At 67.8% G+C, this 21,089-nt stretch carries 8 protein-coding genes; 4 read left to right on the top strand and 4 right to left on the bottom strand.

The window, feature by feature from the left end; all coding sequences use genetic code 11:
- Positions 1-144: 144 nt before the first annotated feature.
- From pglZ to pglW, 4 genes are all read right to left on the bottom strand, one after another.
- Positions 145-3,054 (bottom strand): BREX-2 system phosphatase PglZ, encoded by a 2,910-nt coding sequence (pglZ, locus tag ACOTKD_RS21545; RefSeq protein WP_424890625.1) that lies wholly within the window; start codon positions 3,052-3,054, stop codon positions 145-147.
- Entirely contained in the window at positions 3,054-6,953 is a 3,900-nt protein-coding gene (pglY, locus tag ACOTKD_RS21540) for a BREX-2 system ATPase PglY (RefSeq protein ID WP_424890624.1), read from the bottom strand. Before pglY ends, pglZ begins: the two co-directional genes overlap by 1 nt.
- A gap of 22 nt (positions 6,954-6,975) precedes the next feature.
- Positions 6,976-10,740 carry a BREX-2 system adenine-specific DNA-methyltransferase PglX gene (pglX, locus tag ACOTKD_RS21535; protein ID WP_424890623.1) on the bottom strand — a complete coding sequence of 1,255 codons (3,765 nt, stop codon included), beginning with the start codon at positions 10,738-10,740 and terminating at the stop codon, positions 6,976-6,978.
- 74 nt (positions 10,741-10,814) lie between these two features.
- Positions 10,815-15,506 carry a BREX system serine/threonine kinase PglW gene (gene pglW / locus ACOTKD_RS21530; protein WP_424890622.1) on the bottom strand — a complete coding sequence of 1,564 codons (4,692 nt, stop codon included), beginning with the start codon at positions 15,504-15,506 and terminating at the stop codon, positions 10,815-10,817.
- 635 nt (positions 15,507-16,141) lie between these two features.
- Between pglW and ACOTKD_RS21525 the strand changes: the two genes are divergently transcribed.
- From ACOTKD_RS21525 to ACOTKD_RS21510, 4 genes are all read left to right on the top strand, one after another.
- The gene (locus tag ACOTKD_RS21525; protein WP_424890621.1) at positions 16,142-16,348 is read left to right on the top strand and encodes a hypothetical protein; all 207 of its coding nucleotides are present in this window, start codon (positions 16,142-16,144) and stop codon (positions 16,346-16,348) included.
- 672 nt (positions 16,349-17,020) lie between these two features.
- Positions 17,021-17,494 (top strand): hypothetical protein, encoded by a 474-nt coding sequence (locus tag ACOTKD_RS21520; RefSeq protein WP_424890620.1) that lies wholly within the window; start codon positions 17,021-17,023, stop codon positions 17,492-17,494.
- Between the two features lie 320 nt (positions 17,495-17,814).
- Positions 17,815-17,964: a hypothetical protein gene (locus ACOTKD_RS21515; protein WP_424890619.1), complete on the top strand. Its 150-nt coding sequence runs from the start codon at positions 17,815-17,817 to the stop codon at positions 17,962-17,964.
- A gap of 78 nt (positions 17,965-18,042) precedes the next feature.
- Entirely contained in the window at positions 18,043-21,069 is a 3,027-nt protein-coding gene (locus ACOTKD_RS21510) for an AAA domain-containing protein (RefSeq protein WP_424890618.1), read from the top strand.
- Positions 21,070-21,089 lie beyond the last annotated feature (20 nt).

The raw sequence follows: 21,089 nt of genomic DNA, 5'->3' as shown, positions 1-21,089 counted from the left end.
CTCCGATGAGGAGGCCGGCACCGGTGGTGACGACCGATGCGAGGCCCAGGGTCTGCCGGACACCCATGTGAAGACCGGACGGCCGGTGCGCTGACCGGGCGGGGTGGCGAACCGCTCCGCCCGTCGCAGCCGCGGAACTCCGGTTCACAGCCCGAACTGCTCGATCAGCTGGGCCCGGTGCAGGCGCAGGGTGCGGTTGTCGGGGAGGATCTCCAGGATCTGGGCGCCGTCGTAGTTGAGTAGCTGGGCCAGGGTCGCGGCGAAGCCAGGGGCACGGGTGGCGGGGTGGCCGGCGCGCTCGGCGAGGGCGGTCATCGGCAGGGTGCCCACTTCGACGAGCGCGGCCAGAGCCTTCGGGAGGACCGTCTTGTCGCGTGGCTTACGGGCGAGCAGGTCCAGCTGTGCCTGGTACAGCTCGGTGGCCATGAGGCGCTCCACCAGAGCGGCGGCTGGGCCCTTCGTTTGATCGGAGGCAGGCACGGCCACAGGTTCCACTGCAGGCTCCTGCGGCACGGGAGGTGCCACCTCGTCCTCGCCGAAGAGACTGATGGCTCCCGCGGTTGCCGGTGGGGCTACCTTCTTGGTCTGCTTGCGGTTTGGGCGTGCTGGGGCGGCGTCGGGCGTCGGGCCGGCACCGGCTCCGACCTTCGTCCCGGTCTCTGCTCCGGCAGCGGCCTCGTTGTCCTCCTTCCACCAAACGGGCGCTGGGTCGCCCAGTTCCCGCCACCCCGTGGGCGGCTCAGCGCCGAACGGCAGCAGGGCGAGAAGCGGGATGGTGAACTCGGCGAGGGTCGCCCCGCCGTGGTATCCGGCCTTCAGCGCGGTGTACCGGGTGTCATGGTCCCGCAGCGCGACGATCTGTGCCCCGGGCTCCGGCCAGACAACCCGCGGGCCGGACAGCTCGATCTCGGCCGGCGTGACGGGTCCGCCGGGGGTGCGGTGACGGGCTGAGCCGATGGTGGCACCGGTCACGTCGAGTTTGCTGCTGCGTCGCTCGATCACGTGGCCGTGGTCGGAGGTGAGGAGCACCGTCATGTCATTGGCGCGGGCGGCCCGCAGCAGCGGTTCCAGGCCGCCGATCTCCTTCGCTTCCCAGGCGCCGTCGCCGAGCTTCTGCTCCTTGGCGAGCCGGTCGTCCACGGTGTTGAGGACGACCGCGACATGGCTGTGCCCGTCGGCGAGCGCCTCGGTGAGAGGGGTGGAGAAGGGCGAACCGGTGTCGGGGCTGCGCAGGTCGTCCTTGTGGAAGACGGCTGCCGGGGCCCCGTTCCAGCAGGGGTGCTGGGGGAAGAGCCGCTTCTCATCGCTCTGGTCGCCCTTCATGAGGGTGCCTGCGAACAGCGAGGTGCGGGAGACGGCGGTCAGGGTGGGCAGCGCAGCGGCCACGGCACGCCGGGCCGGTGCACCGGCCGCGTCCTGCAGCGGATCGAACTCGGACCAGTGTCCGTGCAGTTCCTCACCCAGTTCGGCTGCGATCGCTGCGCTCATCCCGTCGACGAGGAGGAGCAGGACGCGTCGGCCGGGGCAGGCCACGACGGGCGCGACGACTCGGTCCAGGAAGCTTTCCACGGTGAGCATGGCCCGGGGGTCGGTGCCGTCCGCGGTCCACACTGCGAGCCGCTCGGAGAACGCGCGGTCCAGCTCACGGCGCTTGGCCTGCACCTGCGCGCCGATCTGGCTGTAGGCGTCGGCGAGTGCTTTGTCCGCGTCACCACCCGCGTCCAGGTGTTCCAATGCCCTGTCCACCCAGCCGAGTTCACGGATCTGGCGGGCGGTACCGTCGGCCACCGAGGCGATGTCGGAGTCAGGCTGGGACGCGAGCCACCGCCGCAGCCGCCCTGCCATGCGTACCCGTTCGATACGGGCGCGGGTGGCTCCGTCGGAGGCCAGGGCGTGCTCGGCCAGCGTGGTGACGGCGGCCGTGATCGTTTCGGTACTGCCCTCGGCGAGGGCGCGTCCCGCGGCGGTGAAGCGGGCGTCGAGCCCGGCCGCTAGCAGTGGACTGGCCGCGGCGGCGGTCTGCGCCCCGAACTGGGCGACGAGCTGTGCGGCCCTGCTCAGGACCGGGTCGGCGAGCCGGTGCTCGCCCCGGTCGACGAGGCCGCGGACGTATGCCTCGCCGTTGCGCCCGAAGGAAGTCAGGAGTCTGTCGAGTTCGTCGCCCTGGGCGGGCGGCTGGTCGCCGAGCCACCGCTCGGCGCGACCGCGTGCCCGGTACAGGTCGTGGTCGGCCTCCGCGTGCCCCCACAGGGCCGCGCAGACGACCGCGTAGGCGACCGCGTCCGCCCCGTGCTCGGCGTGCACCAGGGCGGTGACGATCCTGCCGGTGGAGCCTCCCTGCTCGGGTTCGGCGAGGAAGCGGGCCAGGCCGGCCCGTTCCGGTCCGCGCAGGTCACGCAGGAGGTCGGGGCCGCCGGAGGTGAGGGTCCACCGGAACAGTGCGACCGGGTCGATGCGGTCTCCGTCGTCGTGTGCGGCCGGCTCGCCCAACGCGTCCGTGTTGTGGCGGTCGAGCCTCAGCCGTCGCCTGGCCAGCCGCGTGAGGGCCTCGTCGCGGGAGAGCAGTCCCTTGCCGAGCGAGGGCCAGCCGCGGGTTGCCGCTGCGTCGAGGAGCGCTTCGGCCACCCAGGTCTCGCTGCGCAGCCGCCCGTCGAGACCGCGCGCGTCGAACGCCTCCTGTACGACCTCCCAGTTGTCGACGGACCGTATCCTTCCGCCGTAGACGCGGGCGAGCAGTCCCGGGTCGAGGTCGGTGTCCTCGCGGTCGGTGAGGACGACCAGGACCTTGGGGTCGGGAGGAGCCGCCGCATCGAGATGGCCCAGGATCTGCTCGTGCACGGCCAGCACCGACGGCGCGACGGCCACCCGCGCCTGCAGCCCGCCCGCCGTCCGCTGCACGGCGGGTCCGTCCCAGTTGGGAGCGGCCCGCAGCAGTAGTACGCGAACCGCACCGTCGCCGAGCCGGCTGCGGGCTGCGAGGTACTGGCGGACGGTTCCCGCGGACAGCCGGGCGGGGCCGGCGGTCGCGGAAGCAGTGGTGACGGTGTCGGACATCAGTCGACGACCTTCCAGATGACCTCGACGGTGGCATTCGGCTGCTCCGCCGCCAGCGCCGCGATCTCCGCCTGCAGTTCGGCGGCGGCCTGTGCGGCGGTGGTCCGCCCGCCGCCGGAGCGGGCCGCGGTCCGCGACGATGCGCGCGGGCCCGGACGCTGCGTCGACTCCGGCAGCACCAGCGGGTGGGCGGAACCGCCGTTCAAGTCCACGCTGTCGGAGCTTGGCGGCGGGGTGGGCGACGGCTGGGGGCGCTCGTCTGTGGTTTGGCGAGACCTCAGCAAAGACAGCACCTCCCGGCTGCTGGCGTTCAACACGCCAGGCAGGTCGGGGTAGTCACCCGGGTCGCCGGTGGCGGCATCCCGCACCCGCTCAAGGACGACTGAGCCGTCCACGCCGAGGGTGTCGGCCAGGCCCAGCTGGTCCCAGCTGGTGCTCTGCAGCGCGCCGGCAACCTTCCCGGCGCTCTTCAACGACATGCCGCACCGGTGGGCGGTGAAATCGCCGAGGTCGAAGCGGGCGAGCCGCTCCACGACGGTCTTCGCCTCGATGCCCGCTTCCGTCACCTCCTTGACCAGCTCCTGCGCCCGCCGAGCGAGGACGAGCCGGGGTGAACCGTCATTCAGCTGGAGGAAGTCGCGATGCTTCTCCAGCTCCCCGACGAGCCGTCCGGCGTCCTGGGCGAGCGCGGCGGCGGCCCGCTTGATCTGCCCGGCGAACTGGTTGACGATCCGCCCGCGCCGCAGCTGCGGCGCCCGTTCGCCGAGCACGGTCTCGAAGCGCTTGCGCGCCTCCGCCCAGTCGCTCTCGTCGGGCAGTTGCTGCTCGCGCAGGGCGTAGTCCGGCTTCAGCTCGTGCGGTGCCGGCGCGGGTTCGACGGGCACGCCGCCGCGCACCCACACCCGGTCGGTCATCTCCGCGTACGCAGCGGCGAGCAGCCGGCGCAGGGGCTCGGGCAGTCCGCGCGGCTCGGGAAGATCGCTCCAGTCGGAGAGCTTGACCAGGGTCGGCTCGGCGGTGCTGTTCCGGCGCGCCTGGGTGCTGAAGTGGTCGGGCCAGGCGGTGGACTGCCGGTAGTACGCCTCCCGCATGGCGCCGAGCCCGAGACCGCCCGCGATCCGCGCCATGGTCTTGCGGTCCTTGGAGTCGACCTCGACCTGTCCGTCGCGGTCCTCGGCGGCCTTGCGCACGTACTCGAAGACGGCCCTGACCTCGGCAGACTTGACAGGTTTGCCCGTGCCGTCGGGGTCCAGGTCGGGGTGGGCGGGGTACTGGTGGGCGAGCAGTTTGCCGGCCAAGTCGCGGGCGGCGGCATCCAGGGCTGCGCCGAGCGGAAGCCGCAGCTCGGGGACATCCTGCTGGGCGACCAGATGGGTATCGAAGCTGAGGTCGACGACCCCTTCCTGCTTCTGCGCGAGCCCGTACGCCTGCCGCAGTGCCTGGGTGACGCGCTCGGTAAGGATGGCCAGCTGAGACTGAAGCATGCCCTTGGCGCGTGCCTTGTCGTCGGCGTTGAGACTGCGCGCGAAGTCGGAGTCGAAGCGGACCTCGTCGGCGAGGGCCTTATCGATGACGACGAGGCGCTCGAAGTCGCCGCGGGAGGCATCGGTCAGATGGGTGGGCAGCCAGGCCAGGGTGCGGGAGTCGCCGCCGGGCTTCTCCCGCAGAGCGCGAAGGCGCTGCAGGTCGTCCATCGGACCGAACTCGCCCTCGTCGTACGGGAAGTCGACAACGAGCCGCCAAGCGTCGTCCTGGCTGGGCCGCAGGGTTGCCTCGGGCAGCGAGTCGACCTCGGCGACGTTACCGAAGACCACCTCAACCTGCCGTTCGGTCCCCTTCCACACCAGGCTGAGCACGTCGTACGCATCGAAGCCGCCAGGCCCGTCGCTGACGCCGAGTGCTTCCTTGAGCAGGCCGCGCATCTTGGCACGCCGGTTGCCCTGGTTGTTGTGGACCTGGGCGTTCGCGAGGACGGCGTCCAGGTCGACACCGGTGAGCTCCAGGCGCACCACCGCGCCCGGCCCGGTGCCGATGACCTTTATTTCAGGGAAGGTCGCCGCCCATTCCTTGGCCTTCTGCTCGAGCCGACCGACCTCGGTTCCCGCGATGCGGGTGGTGATGGAGCCGTGGTTGAGGGCGTGCAGCCGCGCCAGGGTGAGATCGGCGAGCGCGGGCACGCTGGGCGCGAGTGCGGAGAGCAGCAGGGTCTGAAGCAGCCGGCTGTCGCCGGTGAAGTCGCGGCAACGGGCTGCGAGCTGGGGGTCGTCGAGGCTATCGGGACGGCGCCGGTACGCCTCGACCTGGTCCTCGGTGATCTGGTTGGTCTTCAGCAGGTACGGGCGAAGCTTGTCCCGGTACAGCTTGTCTGCGGCTTCGAAGTGAACACTGGTCTCGCCGCTGAACGCCTTGTCACCGCCGCCCGCGATCGCCGGGTACAGATCGCCCAGCGGTACGAGCTGCCCGAGCCGCCAGTCCTCGCGGTGGTCGACGAGCAGCTGGCTCATCAGCTTCAGGCCGGTGCGGGAGCGCTGCAGAGCGGCGGAGATGTGCACCAGGGTGTCCATGAACGCCGGCGGGAACGGATACGTCCGCCGGAAGGCGTCCTCGTCCGCGCCGGTGGTGGACTTGTCGTGGCCGAGCAGGGTGTCCCACACGTCCGGACCGAGCCTCTTGGCCCCGGCGAACGCAGCCTCCACCTTTGCCTCGGCCTCCGGGCTGGTGGGCTTGAGCAGGCGGGCCTGCGCGATCTGCGGGAGGTTGCGGTCCTCCAGAACGATCTTGTCAAAACGCCCGCCGCTGAGCTTCAGACTGTCCTGGACGGCGGCCTCGGCGGCCCCCGACATCTCCTCACCGACCAGCTCACGCAGGTCGCGCTGACGGGCGATGAACGACACCACCGGGATGGAGCGCCGCTCGTCGCCGCCCTCCACGAAGTTCGTGATCTTGTCAGCTTCGCGTGAGACGAACCTCTGATCGTGGATGCGGGAGGCCAGCCACAGGATCAGCTCGTCCATGAAGAGGACAAGACCGTCGTAGCCCAGGGACTTGGCGTGCGCGGATATGATGCCGAGCCCCTTGTCCAGGGAGACGAACCCGTCAGCATCCTCCACGGCGTTACGAGAGAACGACGGGAACAGGGTCTGGGTGAGGTCCTGCACGAGACGCGCCCGCAGTTCCCGCGGCGTGGAGGGGTTCTCCAGGTCGAGGTCCTTGGTGTTCTCGTGCTCCTCCGGCGCGTTCACTGCCTGGTCGAGCAGTTCGGTGGTCCAGGCGAAGCAGTCGCCCCACTCGTCTTCCTGGCCGTCGCCGGCGTCGGCGAGCTGCTCGATCACCCGGTCGTCGCCGTTGCGGCGGCGCTGCTCGGCGAAGTCCTCGAAGAGTCCGTCGGTCCGGTAGACCTGCGGCAGCGGGCATCCGGGGTGCAACTTGCGTACGTGCTCCACGTACTTGCCGAGCACGCGCTGCTCCAGGGACTTGGAGCCCAGCATGTGGTACGGCACCAACAGGAACTTGCGGTCGTCCGTATCCAGCCAGGAGTGCCGGGCCCGCACCGGGTCGAGGTCACCGCGCGCCCGGGCGGCCTGGTTCCGCGACAGCAGCGCGTAGAGCACCGCCATGAAATGCGACTTACCGGAACCGAACGAGCCGTGCAGGTAAGCAGCCTTCGACGAGCGGCTGTCCAGCGCCGACTTGATCAAGTCGAGCGCCTCGTCGAAGTTGCCGAGCAGCCGGTCGGTGACGACGTAGTTCTTCAGCGCAGCCTCGGCCCCCTCGGGGGTGACCGCTTCGTTCAGCTTCAACACGAAGTCGGAGGTGGACACCGACTCCGGGATGTCGATCAACTCCCGCAGCAGCGGGCGGTCCTCGGGGCGAGGGTTGTTCCTGCTCATGAACGCCATGGTGTCTTAACTCCTCGCCTGTTCAGGCGGACTCTGTGCCGCTGACGGCATCGGTGACGGTGTTCGTGTCGGCGTCGGTGAAGGACGTCTGGACGGCGGCCTTCGTGCTCGTGCGCTGCTTCGGCACAGCGGCCTTTTTCGCGCCGCGTCCTCGCGTGGCCGCGGACGGACGCCAGGCCCGCAGTGCATCGTCGGTCAACCCGACCTCGCCCTGCTTCTGCTGCCGGAACGCCAGGATCTCGGCAGCCGGCGACGCCCCGAACTCCGGGTCGTACTCGCCGTACCACTGCTCCAGCCACGGCTGCAGCTCAAGCAGCCCTGCCAGGTAGGGCACGAGGTCGTCGTCACTGAGACCGGCCTGCTGAATGTACGAGGCGAGCGCGAGGGCCTGCTCCAGGTGATCCCAGCCGGCCCAGCCGTACAGCTCCGGCGACTGCGTGTTGACCGTGCCGTATGAAATGAACCGCTCCTTGGGTACATCCAGCTTGCCGCGTGCACGCCAGTAGCTCGGCTTCAGGAAGTCCGCCGAGGTGTACTTCGGCGGTACGGGCGTCCGGTCACGGATCTTCCGCTTGGCGGGCTCGTCGGGCGCGGCATCCTCCTCGCGCTGGAGGTCCCAGACGTGTTCCCAGTCGGTGCGCTTCTTCAGCCCGGCGGGCTTGTACCGCAGTGCGGACACGAACGGGACGTGCTCCTCGGACAGCAGTTCGCGTACGGTCTTCGCGAGGTCCTGCCGGGGCGCGTACAGCTCGGCGACGGACACGAAGTCCTCGTCGGTGGAAAGGTTTTCGGCGAGGCGGGCGAGGGTGGTGATGGTGGGATTGCCGCTGGCGTCGAACCAGTGCGCCCGGTCCTCGACCCGGTCGAGCAGCCAGGACTTCAGCGCCTTCTGCCGCATCGCATCCCAGCCCTCGGTGGCCCAGCGCCGTTTGTATTCGGGGCGCTCCACCATGCCGATGGCGCGGTTCGACTCGATGACCTCGATCCGCCTCTGCACGAGGGCGCGGTAGTCGGCGGGCCAGTGCGCGGGCACCTCCGTGATCGGCTTGGAATCGTGCCGCTTGAACCACTCGTCACTGGCCTCACCGGCCGAAACCCGACGCGCCAGCACGATCTCGAAGGCCCGTTCGCCGAGGGCGAGTTTGGGCACGGTAGAGACATTGGGCAGACGAAGATCCTCGGAGTGCAAGTTGTAGAGGGAGTAGACCTGCCAGTCCAACTCCTCCTGGAGAGCGATCATGCGGGCTCGGGTGGAGCTGTAGTGGGATTGGGCTTCGCGGAGGGCGGAGGGAGTAGGGACGGACTTGGCCGCGATAGCGGCGGGAGTCGCCAAGGAGAGTTGTTGAGCGAGGCAATCGAGCTCGATTGCAAGGGTAGTGGGATACGAGGCCGGAAGGGGGAGGTCTTCAAGGCTGGAACTTGTGAATACAAATCGTTCCTCCCATGCCTCATTCTGAACCCCGCGCCCGAGCCCGCTTCCACCCTTTGCGAAGCTGACCATCTTGAGCCAGCATCCGACAGTGGAACTGTTGAGAAGGCCGAGCAACTTCAAGTGCTCTTCTTCGGCTACCTCCTCGCGCAGCTTGATCATTGGAGCGGTGCGATTGAATACTTTACCGCCTCGATCTAGCGCAAAGTGATTGTGGGTAGAAATTTCCGCAAAGGAGATCGCCCACGTGTGACACTCTGGGTTGGGGGTCACCTGGTGCCACTCGTACCAAGGGCGTCCGTCCGAGAAGTAAGTCCCCTTCGAAAAAGTTGCCCGGTGTCCTAGAGTTGTACGTCCGGGCCACATCCATTTGTAGGCGTTCGACTGGTCATCCAGGGGGAGCAAGGTGAACTTCCCGGCCGATTCGGCGTAAGGGAAGAAGGCGTATGTATCCTCTCGGTAATCCCAGTCTCTGAGCTCACTCCCGCGCACCACGGGGCGCCCGAGTGCTTCCTCCCCGCCGCGCCGAACCCATGCGTCATGAGTAAACAGCATGATGCTGTCTGCATTCGTTTGTCCCGTGTAGCCGAATCGCTTTGCATGTCCACGGAGCTTATCGCCAAAAACCCCGAGCGTCTTGAGTAGTTCGAGCTCCCCGTCGCCAAGAATCCAAGGGTGTGTCCCGAAGTATTCTGTGCGATCGAGATCGTCGACGGATACCCACTTGCTCGCACTGCCAGGATTGTCGATTTGATTCAAAATCGCAGACCAGACGTATCCCTGTGCTGCGTCGTTCGGAACTCCAGGCTCAGCCTGAATGGATCGCACTGTCCTGATGCGGGATCCGTGGCGCGGGGCCCTCGTTTGGCCAATCAAGATTACTGTTGGGGTGCCATGCTCGGGGATGTGTGCGCCCGAAGTGTCGATAATTTCGGTGAGGGTTACCTTTTGGTTGAAGAAATCCTCGATGAGCTTTTGGCCGAAATCTCGTTTAGTGAATGAGTTTGAAGTGATTTGCCCAACTCGCCCAAACCCTTGATTGGATTCGCGAGGGCCGGTCTTAGCTAGCTCAAAAAACCGCTGGGCAAACGGGACGCTGAGGCCATACTCCTTATAGCAGGAGCTGTACATCTCGCGGTAGCGCTGATTGAGCTCCTTGTCCTCAACACTGATGTACGGCGGGTTTCCCACGACTACGTGGTACCTCCCCTGCTCCAGGATCCCTGGGTAGTCGTGCACGTCCTCCGTCGCGTACGAGAAAACGACGAGCGGGTCACTGGCCGTCCCGCCTTCCTCCTCCTCGAGCCCGAGCCCCAACTGCAGCTCCAGCTGCCGGTCCTTGATGAGGGAGTCACCGACCGCGAGCTGGATGGGCCACTCGTACCGCCGGGCTTCCTCGAACGTTCGCATGCCGCTCGCGGCCATCGCCGCGACCAGGAGCCGGAAGCGGGCCACTGCGACCGCGAATGGGTTGAGGTCCACCCCGTGCACCGAGTTCAGGGCCGCTCGCACCCGCTCGTAAGCGCCAACCTCGGGACGCTGCTCGGCCCACATCCGTACCAAGCGCCGGAACGCGCCAAGCACGAAGTGGCCGGACCCGCACGTCGGGTCGATCATCTTCAGCTCTTCGAAGCCGAACTCCCGCACCGCCGGGGTCATCGTCCGGTCGAGGATGAACTCCTCCACGAACTCCGGCGTCTGCAACAGCGCGTACGTCTTGCGGGCCGCCTCGCTCAGGTCCTGGTACAGGTCGCCCAGGAACCGGGTGTCCCAGCCGTCGGTGCCGTTCTCGCTCAGCGGGTCACTGAAGTCGTGCACGAGCACCGGACCGCTCGCCTCTTCGTCCCCGCTGCCCTCGCCGGCACGCTGCTCCCGCCAGAACGCGAGCAGCGCGCCCGCTCCATCGTGCGAGAGCGGGATCTGGTAGAGCGGGTTGTGGTTGCGGTCGAAGAGCAGCCGCCCGGCCTGCCCAGCACCGAGTTCAGCAAAGGCCGTCTCCAGCCATCCTCGGTACGTCGGGTCGGCGTCCTTCTCCAGGTACTCCTCGTACCGAGCCTGCGCGGTCTCCCGCCCCGCCACGTCGGGGGAGGTGATGTACGGCTCGGCGATCAGCCGGTTGTCCTCGCTGAATCGCACGAAGACCGTGCCGAGCACCCAGGCCACCGCGACCTGGGTGATCCGCTCGCCGAGCCAGGCATTCCATGTCGCCGCCGTACGGCCTAACTTCCGGGCCTGGTCGTACTCGCCGCGCAGCCGCGTTCCGACCTCCGAGACGGCTTTGACCTGCTGCTCAAGGTCGATCTCTGCCGCCTTGACCTGCTTCTGCAGATCGGCGAGGAGGCTCTTGCGGTCGATCACGAACGGCTCCTGTGGAGAAGTGGGAGAGAACGGAAGAAGGCAAGGTCAGCAGGGGGACACAAAGGGGACACAAATCAGGCGTTCGGCGCGAGGTGCTTGCGTGAGACCCAGGCGTCCGGCACGGCGATCCACTCGTCGAACCCCGCCTGGTACGGAACGCTCTGTCCGGCCAGCCGCGGCGCCCGCGCCGGATCGGACTGCGCGACGAGCAGCCACAGTGGGCTGCCGCCCTGCCGAGCCTCCTCCGCGAGCCGCCCGAGCAGGTCGAGCGCGTCGTACCGGGCCAGAACCGCTGTGTCGGTGAGGAGCAGCGGGCCAGACGCCTCCGCCAGCCGCTCCCTCAGCCTCGGCTCGATCCGCCCCCACGCCTTGTCGGTGCGGATGCGCAGTTGCTGGTGGGCCCGGCTGCCCGGCTCGGCGGCGTCCGCCTTGAGGACGGTCTCCCAGGTCGGGCGGGCCGCCTCGCTGACCACTCCGCGCAGTTCGTCCACGAACAGTCCGGTCAGCGACACCGGCCGAGCCCCGTACGGCTCGTCGGCCAGCCACCGCACCGCATCCTCGGCACGCCGCTGGGGCACGGTCAGGAGCCGGAAGCCGTCCTGCCGTGCCGAGTGCGCGAGCCGCTGCTCGGCCTTGACGGCGGCGGCGACGGCCGCGTCTGCGTCGTACTGGGTGGGAGCAGAGCGGCGCGCTGCCGAGGCGCCCCAGCTCGCCGAGGTGAGCCCGGCGGTGGTGTCTCCGTACGGGCGGTCCGGGACGAGCCGGAGTACCTTGTCGTAGCGGGTCGCCAGCTTCAGCTCGAAGCCGGCCTGCTTCAAGTCGCGGACCAGGGCGCTGCCCGTGGGCAGCTCGCGCGGCGCCAGCGGATCGGTGCCCAGGTCGGGGAAGCGGGTGGCGACCCGCTTGTGCAGGGCGTCCACCGTCAGGCCAGGCTGCCGCTCTTCCTCGACGCCCGGCTGCACGGCGACCACACCAGCCTGGGTGATCCGCAGCGCACGCACCAGGTCCAAGTCGCGCGGGTAGATCTCCAGGCGCGGGGTGAGCGCGGCCCGGGTGGATGCGGCAACCGCGATCTCGGCGGTGCGTCGCTCGTCCCAGCCCAGGCTGCCCGGCGGCCGTCGCACCGCGTCCAGCTCGGTGAGGACCGTGCTCGCCGTCGGCAGGGACTCGAGTGCCGCGAGCCGGTCGGCCCGCACGCCCAGGTTCAGCGCGTATTCCTGCAGGGCAGGCAGCGCCGGGGTGTCCGGGCCGTCCACCTCCTCCCGGACATCCAGGGCGAGCAGACCGAGTACCGGATCGGCGCCCTTAGGCATCCGAGCGTGGAAGTAGCGGAAGAGGGGCGGGGACTCATTGTTGTAACTCTCGCGCTCCACCACCGCACGCAGCAGCGACAAGGCGAGCGCGCGACGGTCGCGCCGCTCGACGTGCTGGGTGCCGCGCCGGGCGATGAGCGCGTCGGCGAGCTCGATCACTGGAGCCACCCGTCCGCGCTCGGCGAGGATCTCCACCACTTGCTCACGCAGCAGCGCGAGGGCGGGGTTCTTGTACCAGCGTTCGCGTGCATTCTTCACGATCTGCGGGATTCGGCCCGCGGTGAGACCCACTGCATCGGCGACGTCCCGTTGCCGGACCCATGCCAGGCCCCCGGGCAGCGTGCCCGCCTCGTCGGGCAGCCGCAGCAGCAGTCGGATTACCTCACGCTCCTTGACATTGGAGCGGGCGCTACCGGTGGACGGCTGCGCCACCAGTCGGGCGGCGAGCGCGTCCAGGCTCAGGCTGCGCAGCACCTGCGGGTCGGCGACATCCCCGTCGGCTGCGGCGATCGACTCCGCGACCGCCCGTTCCAGCTCAGAGAGCTCCTGGCCTGCCGCCTTGCGGGCCTCCGCACTGAGCGGCGCAGGAGCCGGCTTGCCCAGGCGTGCGTTCCACTCCTTCTGACGACGCTGGATCTCCTCCCGGGTGCGCGAACCCATGCCCGGCGCAGTGAGGAACTTTTTCGCCGAGTACTCGAGAACGTCTCCGACTGTGTTCAGTCCCATCGCGAACAGCTGCGACTGCGCCGCGACCGTCAGACCGGCCACCGACAGAGGCGTCTTCCGGTCGGCGCGCTCGGCCTGCTGGTCGCGGACCTGCTCGGCGGAGACGTCGTCATCTTCCCGACCGATCCGCGGGTCCGCCGTGGACTCGGCAACCGCGGCCGCGCCGCTCTTCGTACCGCGCCCCGACTTCTCACCGTGACCGGTGCTCGGTGCCGTCGTCTGCTGTGCGTCCAGGAAGATCTTCTGCCAGGCACGCTCCATTGGCTTCAGATCCGGGAAGCGATCCCTCACGTCCCGGGCCAGGGCCTTACGAAAGAAAGCCACCAGGCCGTCCCGTACGGCCGGTTCGAAGGCGTCGGCCGCAAGCTGCGGGTACGGCCACTCCTTCGCATCCGTCTGCCGGGCCGTGACTGAGCCGTCGCCCCAGCGGGGTAGCTCGTTCGACGCCATCTCGTGCAGCGTCACGGCCAGCGCGTACCGCTCGGCGTGCCCGTCGTACGAGCCGCGCGTGATGATCCCTACGAAGGGGTCGAGATAGCCCTCGGTGCCTGCCTCGATCTCCTTCGCCGGATATCCGGCGAGCGAGAAGTCGATCAGCACCAGCTGCCGGGTGCCGTTGGGGCGGATCCGGATCGCGATGTTGTCCGGTTTCAGGTCCCGGTGCCAGATCCCCTCCGCCTCCAGGTGCTCCACCGCGCCGAACAGGTACTTCCCGTACGCCTCCAGCTGGTCCATGCCAAGGCGGCCGTTGTCCCGCAGCTGGCGAGCGACGGTGTCCTCACGGCGGCGTGGCCCCTTGACCGTCCCACCGTCCTGGTCCTTCAGCTCCCGACTGTCGCCCACGTACTCCAGCACCAGGACCCGGCGCCCGGCCAGCGTGAGCGGCTCGGGCTCGTACAGCGAGATGATGCTGGAGTCCCGGTGGATACGGCCCAGGACCTCCGCCTCTCGGTCCAGGACTGCGTGCTTGGCCTCGCTCAGCGCAACCTTCAGCACCGCCATCGGCAGGGCGCCGCTACGCCGCGGCTCGCCCTCCAGGTCCCGCACCAGGAATGCCCGGGCAGTCGAGCCCGTACCAAGCCGGCGTACGACTTCCCAGCGCCCGGCCAGCACATCCCCTGCCACCGCCTCCAGCGGATCCTTCTCCGGCTCGGACCGCTCCTCGGCCCCGGCTGTGGCCGAACCGCCGTCCCCGCCTGCACCTGCAGCCGTATTCCTGCCTCCTGGGACCTCCTCGACGAACGCCTCCTCGACGTACTCCAGCATTTCCAGGAAATCGTCAACCGTGGACAGACGCCGACCGGGTTCGTAGGCAGTGGACGCTTCCACCAGATCGTCGACGTCCGGATGGAGACCGTCGACCAGCGCGCTCGGACGCAGACTCTCGCCGGCCTCCAGGCGTGCCATGACCTCGCTCTGGCTCGCGCCCGGTGCCTGCCCGGTGACCAACAGGTACGTGAGAACGCCGAGCCCGTACACATCGAGACGCACCGGATCGGCCTTCGGGATCTTCAGTTCCGGAGCCAGATACGGATCGGCCTGCTCCGCGATATGGAACCCCGACACGTTGGTGGGAGCCAAGGTCAGCGGCCGACCGAGGCTGGTGCTTTCCCCGGTGGCGATCTGCCAGTCCGCGATCTGCGGCCACGGGCGCAGCCAGCGCTGTTCTTCGCTGAGCTCCCGCCCGCGTGGGCCGCGGTCACGCGGAATCACATGCACCGCGTGCGCCGACAGCGTGCGGTGGTGGACCCGCCGGGAGTGCGCGGAGCGCACTGTCTCGGCAAGCTGCCGCACCAGAGCGAGGCGAGCCTTCAGGTCCAGGCCGTCCCCGTGCTGGACCAGGTAGTCGTCCAGGCGCAGTGTCTCCGGGTGGTAGTCGAAGAGGATCGCGGGCCCGGCGGGATGCCCCGAAGGCAGATAGTTCTTCAGCTGCACTGCGCCCGGATGACGAAACCGGCTCAGTACCGACGCTTCGCGGGCGGCGGCTCGCTCCACCGAGCGCCGCTCGTCGTCGGAGGCGCCACGCTCGCTGAGGAACACCCGCACCCGCGCCAGATCGTGCAGCTGGGAATGGCGGCCCAGATAGTCAGCCCAGGTGGGCCCTGAGTCGAACGCCTTCGCCTCCAGGAGGTAGGAGCCCACCTCGTACTGGCGGCGGATCGGCGCGATACGGAGCTTCTTCAGGGCCGTATCGACAAGGCGGGACGTCGCGGCTGTGGTCTGGTACCGGGCGTTTCCCGGCGGTACGGCCAGCATCTCCACGAGCTGTTTGACCGTGAACACGCCGTTCATATCGGCGGCCGGAAGGTTCACCCGAAGTGTGTCGTCGGTGAAGCAGACCGCTTCACCCACCCAGATCTTCGTTCGGTCCGCAGGCCGACCGGAGACACCGTTGACCAGCCCCGACAGCTCCTTGGCCTTCCGGTTCGACAGGTGCAGCGGGTTACCGTGCCGACGGCTGGTCCCACCCGGTGTGGTCTGCACCCAGTCGTTGCCGCCGCCCTGGACCGAGCCGTGCCAATCCTTGAGCTCGACCAGGAACACTCCGGCCGGCGCTACGACCAGAAGATCGACCTCACGGACGTGCCCGCTGTTCGCGGTGAACTGGAAGTTCGCCCAGGCGCGCCACGGCTCCTCGTCCGGTAGGCGCCTGCGGATCGCCTCAAGACCGCGGCGCTCGTGCTCATACTCGGACTCGGTGACCGTCGTCCACCGGCCTTCCAGCATGCGGCCCCCCGCCTGTGACTGTTTGTGCGCGTGTGTGTCTGCCGCATTCCTGTCAGTGCGTCAGGAAGCCCGGCTCAACGCTCGGATGAATCTTAAAGGGTGATACTGACGCCGAGGGCGGCCTGAGCTTGCTCCGGTAGAGGCTCTGCAGCCCAGACCGGGCGGCGAGGGGCCGGGGAGGAGTGCACGGCGAAAGGATTCAGCCAGGCGGGGCAGGGTGATTTTCAGCCGTGGCGGCGCCGAGTCGATGCATGTACGGATGAAGCGATGGGTTGCGGGTCGGTGATCGTATCGCCGTACACGGTGACGTTATGCCTTTGTGCCGCAGCGATGGCTGACGCGGCGATGTCGGAGCGGTGTTCATGCGCCACCGGCTGCCGGGGGGGGGGAGCGACCATGGCATTCCCCTCCGGCCAGTCGGCCCCTCCCGCACTGAAGGCCGATCTTCACACAGCCAATGGATCCTACGCGGAGGGCGTCACCGTGACGGCCCGCTTGCCGTGGACCGTGCTGCGACGTCTCGATTGCCTGCTCGCACCCACACGCCAGGAGGTGCTAGACGTCTCGCCTCTCCGAGCAACTCGGCATGTTGTTGCGTTGATATGTACACGACTTAATTTCAGAATGTCGGGGAAGTGTTCCGACGCTTCGAGCCCGATCGAACCATCGAACGATTGCACCACGCCGGGTTGTTGTGCGAGGTCGTCGACCGGTTCCTTTCACTGGAACTGGGGGCCACCCTCTCTGCTGACGACATGGGGTTCGTGTTCGAGTGCCTCGTGCGGCGCTCTGCCGAACAAAAAGGAGGCGCCGGCATCGACGAGCACGTTCCCCCCCCGTGACGTCGGCCGACTGAGTCCGCACTGCTGGTGCGGCCCGATCAGCATGAGCTCGCGCTGCCTGGAGTGCTACGCACGGTCCACGATCCGGCTTGCGGAACCGTGGACTGCTCGATGAGGTGGCCGAGCGCATTCATTGTGAGGCCATCAACGCCGAGGCGCACGTGTCCCTGCACGGCCAGGAGGTCAACGCCGAGACATTGGCAGCCTCACCGTACCCAGTCCGCTGGAGCCGAACCGAGTGGTCCGGACTGGCATCGGCGTCCTTCAAGAATTGCTGGAGTTGAGGATGCAGAGCGGCAGCGCACGTCGGAGGTCAAGTCACAGCTCCTGAGCGCGATCACCATCTACCGCATGAACGGAGCTGGGGTTCGTTCCTACCAGTCGCGATATGAGCCGAGCGCGCTGTGGAATCCGTAATTGGGCAGCGCGCTCGGCGCGTTGTGATGATCGCGGTTCACGCGGAGAAGGCTCTCTCCAGCCATTCGACTCTCTTCAGTCGGTTTACACGGGCTCCAGGAACTGGCTGGGTCGTCCTGAGCAGGTGACCGCAGCTGCTCAGGGGCGTGTGTGGCGGTACATTAACTGCTTTGGTCGACCTGATAGTTGACGCCGGACTCGGTTGGACGCGGGCCGGATGCCCGTGAGCAGCCGAGCTCAGGAGAGAAGGCCGTCATGATCCTCCTCATACCGGTGGCATTTCTTGCCGCCATCGCGTTGGTCATGTTCTTCCTGCTTCGATCCCTCAAAGTTGCCTTGCCGGGGAACAGGCACTGGGCCGGATGGCGCCGTGTGGTCGTTGCTGCAACCTTTGCCTGCGCAGCCACGACTACTGCTTCCTACTCGTTGGGGGCCATCGATCTGATGTCGACCGTGGCTGTGGCGCAGGACGGCGGGGCGGACTCGGCTCCGTTCCCCTACAACCACCCGTGCCGGGCTCAGTTGAAGGGGGCGGTGGGGTATGACGTCCAGTTCCTCACCCTGCGCACCGTATGTGTCATGGAAGACGGAGAGCGTAAAGCAGTAGATGACGTGCCGCAGGGGGTTCGAGTGACGGCAGCGGCATCGATGGCCTGCACTGCCGTGTTGGCGGGGATCGCGTTGGCCACTCGGCCCCATGTGCACGCTTCTGTGAGTGGACGCCGCTAGTGCTCCGAGACGGGGAAGAGGCTCACCGGCTGTTGTCCGGCCGCCACCGCAACCGGACCTCCGCCCTGTTGGTGATGCCTGAGGCGACCTCGCGGTGCCGGCCGCTGGCTTGCTCCCGGATATGCACCTTGTCGATCACCCGCCCCATGACCTGGGCAGCGAGTCAGCATGAGGCAGCCGCGTGATCCGCCGGACATGCCCCGCTAATCCCAGTTCGCCTACGGCAGGCGGCGATCGGTGCGATCGGAATGGAGACCTGCTCGCCATCCATGTCAACGTACAGGTGTCCGGAAATCCGCAGGCCAGAGAAGGGATTCACGGTGACGATCAGCGTCACCACAGCCCACGCCGGCTCGCCCGCCACGCTCTCGACTGCACCCCACGCCGAGCAGCAGGAATGGCTGACGGGGCATGGTTGCGCGGAGCCGGTCATCGGCTTTTTGTGGGGGCCAGGGCTGGTCGTTCTCTGATGATCTCGCCAACAGTCGCCGTGCTCGGCGCGAGCGGCATAGGGTGCCGTGACAGCGGAGCCACAAGGGGGGGCGGCAATGACCGAGGAGACGGCGCTGCCGTATCCGGTGAGGGAACTGCTCACGGCGGTGCGTCTGGAGATCGCCGCGGAGCTGCGCAGTAACGGCAAGGACGGCGCGAAGGTGTCCCTTTCCGCGGGACGCAGGATCTCAGCCGCGGAAGGCAGGCACGAGTACGTCTTCGACTGCAAAAAGTGGCTGGACGCGTTGGACGGCAAGCCGGCACTGCTCCGTCCGTCACGCTCCAGTGGCGAGTGGGCCCGAGCCGAGGTGTCACGTATGCCCGAAGGCAGGGTGCGGGTTGTCACTTCGGCGGACCTCGGCGGAGCACCGGCCCATGTTCAGGTCCGTGAGGATGAAGCCGCTTCATGGCGGACCCTTGCGGAGCGGCTGGAAAAGGTGGGACAGCCGCAGCACCCGGTTCGGGCGGAGAGTGCGAGCTGGATGCTCGGTCGGGGCAGGCCGAACCTTGGCGGATCGGGAAACGTCGCAGGGTGGGTGGCGAACTGGGACTCTCTCCAGCTGAATCCGCGTCAGCGTCAGGCGGTTGGGCAGGCACTCACCAGTGATGTGCTGTTCCTATGGGGGCCGCCGGGTACCGGCAAGACAGATGTTGTCGGGCACATCGTCGAAGGCAGCTACCGCCAGGACCTGTCCGTTCTTTTCCTCGCACCCACCAAGGTCGCCGTGGACCAGGCTCTTGAGCGGATCTGTGAACTGCTCCACGGGGAGGAGAGATTTGATGACGGGCTCGTCCAGCGCGCCGGCGAGATCACCGTTGCCTCGCTCCGGGACAAGTTCGGAGAACAGGTCGACACCGAGCGCATCACGGCGCGGCTGACAGCCCGTATCGATGACTCTCTCACCCAGCTGGCGGTTGCTCTGCGCACCGCACACGAGGGCATCGCCGTATATGACAAGGTAGAGGGTCTGCGAGCGGATCTCATTTCAGCGCAGCAGGCCCATACCGATGCCGCAAAGGCGAGGAGGGCACATGCCGACGCGCAGAGTGCGGCTCGCTCTCGAATATCCGTTCACGAGAATGTCATCGCGAAGGCCGGGATGCCACGCGGGATGTTCGCGGCCCGGAAGCAGGCCCAGCTCGACAAAGCGCGGGCGGCTCTCCACGAGGCCACGATCCAGGTCCAGCAGGCGACTACGGGTCTGGCCGCAGCCGACCGTGATCTGCGTCGTGCCACTGCCGGTATCACGCGCATCAGGGAGGCGCTGTCGATCGAGTTGCCAAAGCTCGCCGGCCTGCCCGACCGCCAGGCCCTTACCGCTCAAGCCGAGCACATTCAGCAACAGATCGGCGGACTCGAGGAGCAGCGCAAGCAGACAGAGACTGTCGTCCGTGCGAAGTGCCGGGTGCTCGGTGCGACGATCGCCAAGGCCGTGCAGTCGCGGAAGCTGCTCGACCGTGTGGACGTCGTCGTCATCGACGAGGCGGGGATGGCCGATCTGCCATCAGCCTGGTATGCGGCGGGCCTGGCCGGCAAGCGTATCGTGGTGGCAGGCGACTTTCGGCAACTGCCTGCCGTAACAAAGGGGGACAATGACCGCAAGGCAACTCCCGCTGAGCGGGAGCACGCCCGGCAGTGGACGGCGCAGGACGTGTTCCACACGGCCGGACTCGTCACTGCCGGCGGTTCCGTGGCCCGTGACGCCCGGCTCGTGGCGCTGGACACGCAGTACCGGATGCGCAGCGCGATCTGCGACCTTGTGAACACCGTCGCCTATCCCGACGCTCCCTTGCAGACCGGCCGTAAAGATGGCTCCCGGATCCCCTTCAACTCCCTGGTGGACGCGCCGTTGATCTTGATCGACACTTCGCGTCAGCGCATCCCCGGTCGGGATCACCTCACCAACACCGTGCACGAGGCAGCCGTTCATGAGCTGATCCGCGGTCTGCAATACGAAGGTGTATTGCCCGGTCGGAAGTGGGAGGAGGTGCCGGCGGGGGAGCGGGCCACTGACCGCCTTGCCGTCATCGCCCCGTATCGGGCACAAGTGAAGGCGCTCAAGGCCAGCCTCGCCTACCGGTTCGGCGAGCAGTTCGAGGGGCTGGTGGACACGGTGCACCGTTTCCAGGGAAGCCAGCGCCCCATCGTCATCCTCGATACCACGGCGGGTGCCGGTACGACGCCCGGATACTTCTTCCAAGGCACGGGCTTGTCCTCGCACACCTGTCGCCTGCTCAATGTCGCCCTCAGCCGTGCTCAGGACCACCTCATCGTTCTCGCGGACGTCGAGCACCTTCGTCGGCATCTGCCGGCAGGGAGTGAGGCGCGGCGCATGCTCGACCACCTCGAGGCACATGCCCAATGCCTGTCGGTCGACCAGCTCATCCCCGTCCGTGAAGCTGCCCAGCTCGCCTCCCTCACGGAGGAAGAGCTGGCCCGGCCCGCCTTCTTCCCAGCTGACGAGGTAGCCAGGGCGGTGGGTTGGGATATTGACAGGGCCGCTCGAAGCATCGAGATTTACTGTCCGTTCCTCGACCCGCGGCCTGTGCGCAGCTGGTCGGCACAGCTCGCCAAGCGGATCACCGATGGTGTTGACGTGATCGTCCGGACTCGGGCCCCTGAAGAACAGACCACGGATGCGGCAGCCCAACGAGTCCAAGGCCTGGTCAATGAACTGCGGGGAGTCGGCTGCCGGGTGGAGTTCCGTGAGCGCATGCACGAGAAGGTCCTCATCCTTGACGGTGCCGTGCTCTGGCACGGCTCCCTCAACCTGCTGGCGAATGCGGGTCCGACTGACCTGATGATGCGGCTCACGGACCCTGCTGCGTGTGAGCGTGTGGGCCGCGTTATTGAGCGTGCACGCAAGGAGCGGAAGGCGTGGAACCCCAGGCCCTCCAGGACAATGGGCGGAGAGGCAGCACACAACGAGAAGCGGCTGTACTTGAACGTCCCGTATGCAGAGAAGGATGAGGCCAAGCAGTCGATCGGCGCTCGTTGGGACAAGGAAAGGCGCCAGTGGTATGTCGACGCCGACCGGGTCAGCCGAGAGCAGGCGGCACGATGGCTGCCACCATCGTCCTGAACGGGTGATTGGCTCGCCGT

It is taken from the genome of Streptomyces sp. XH2 (assembly GCF_049725035.1).
In the GTDB taxonomy this organism is placed as follows: Bacteria; Actinomycetota; Actinomycetes; order Streptomycetales; family Streptomycetaceae; genus Streptomyces; species Streptomyces roseoverticillatus.
Note: the sequence above shows the minus strand (reverse complement) of the source record. Positions and strands in the feature narration are given on the sequence as shown.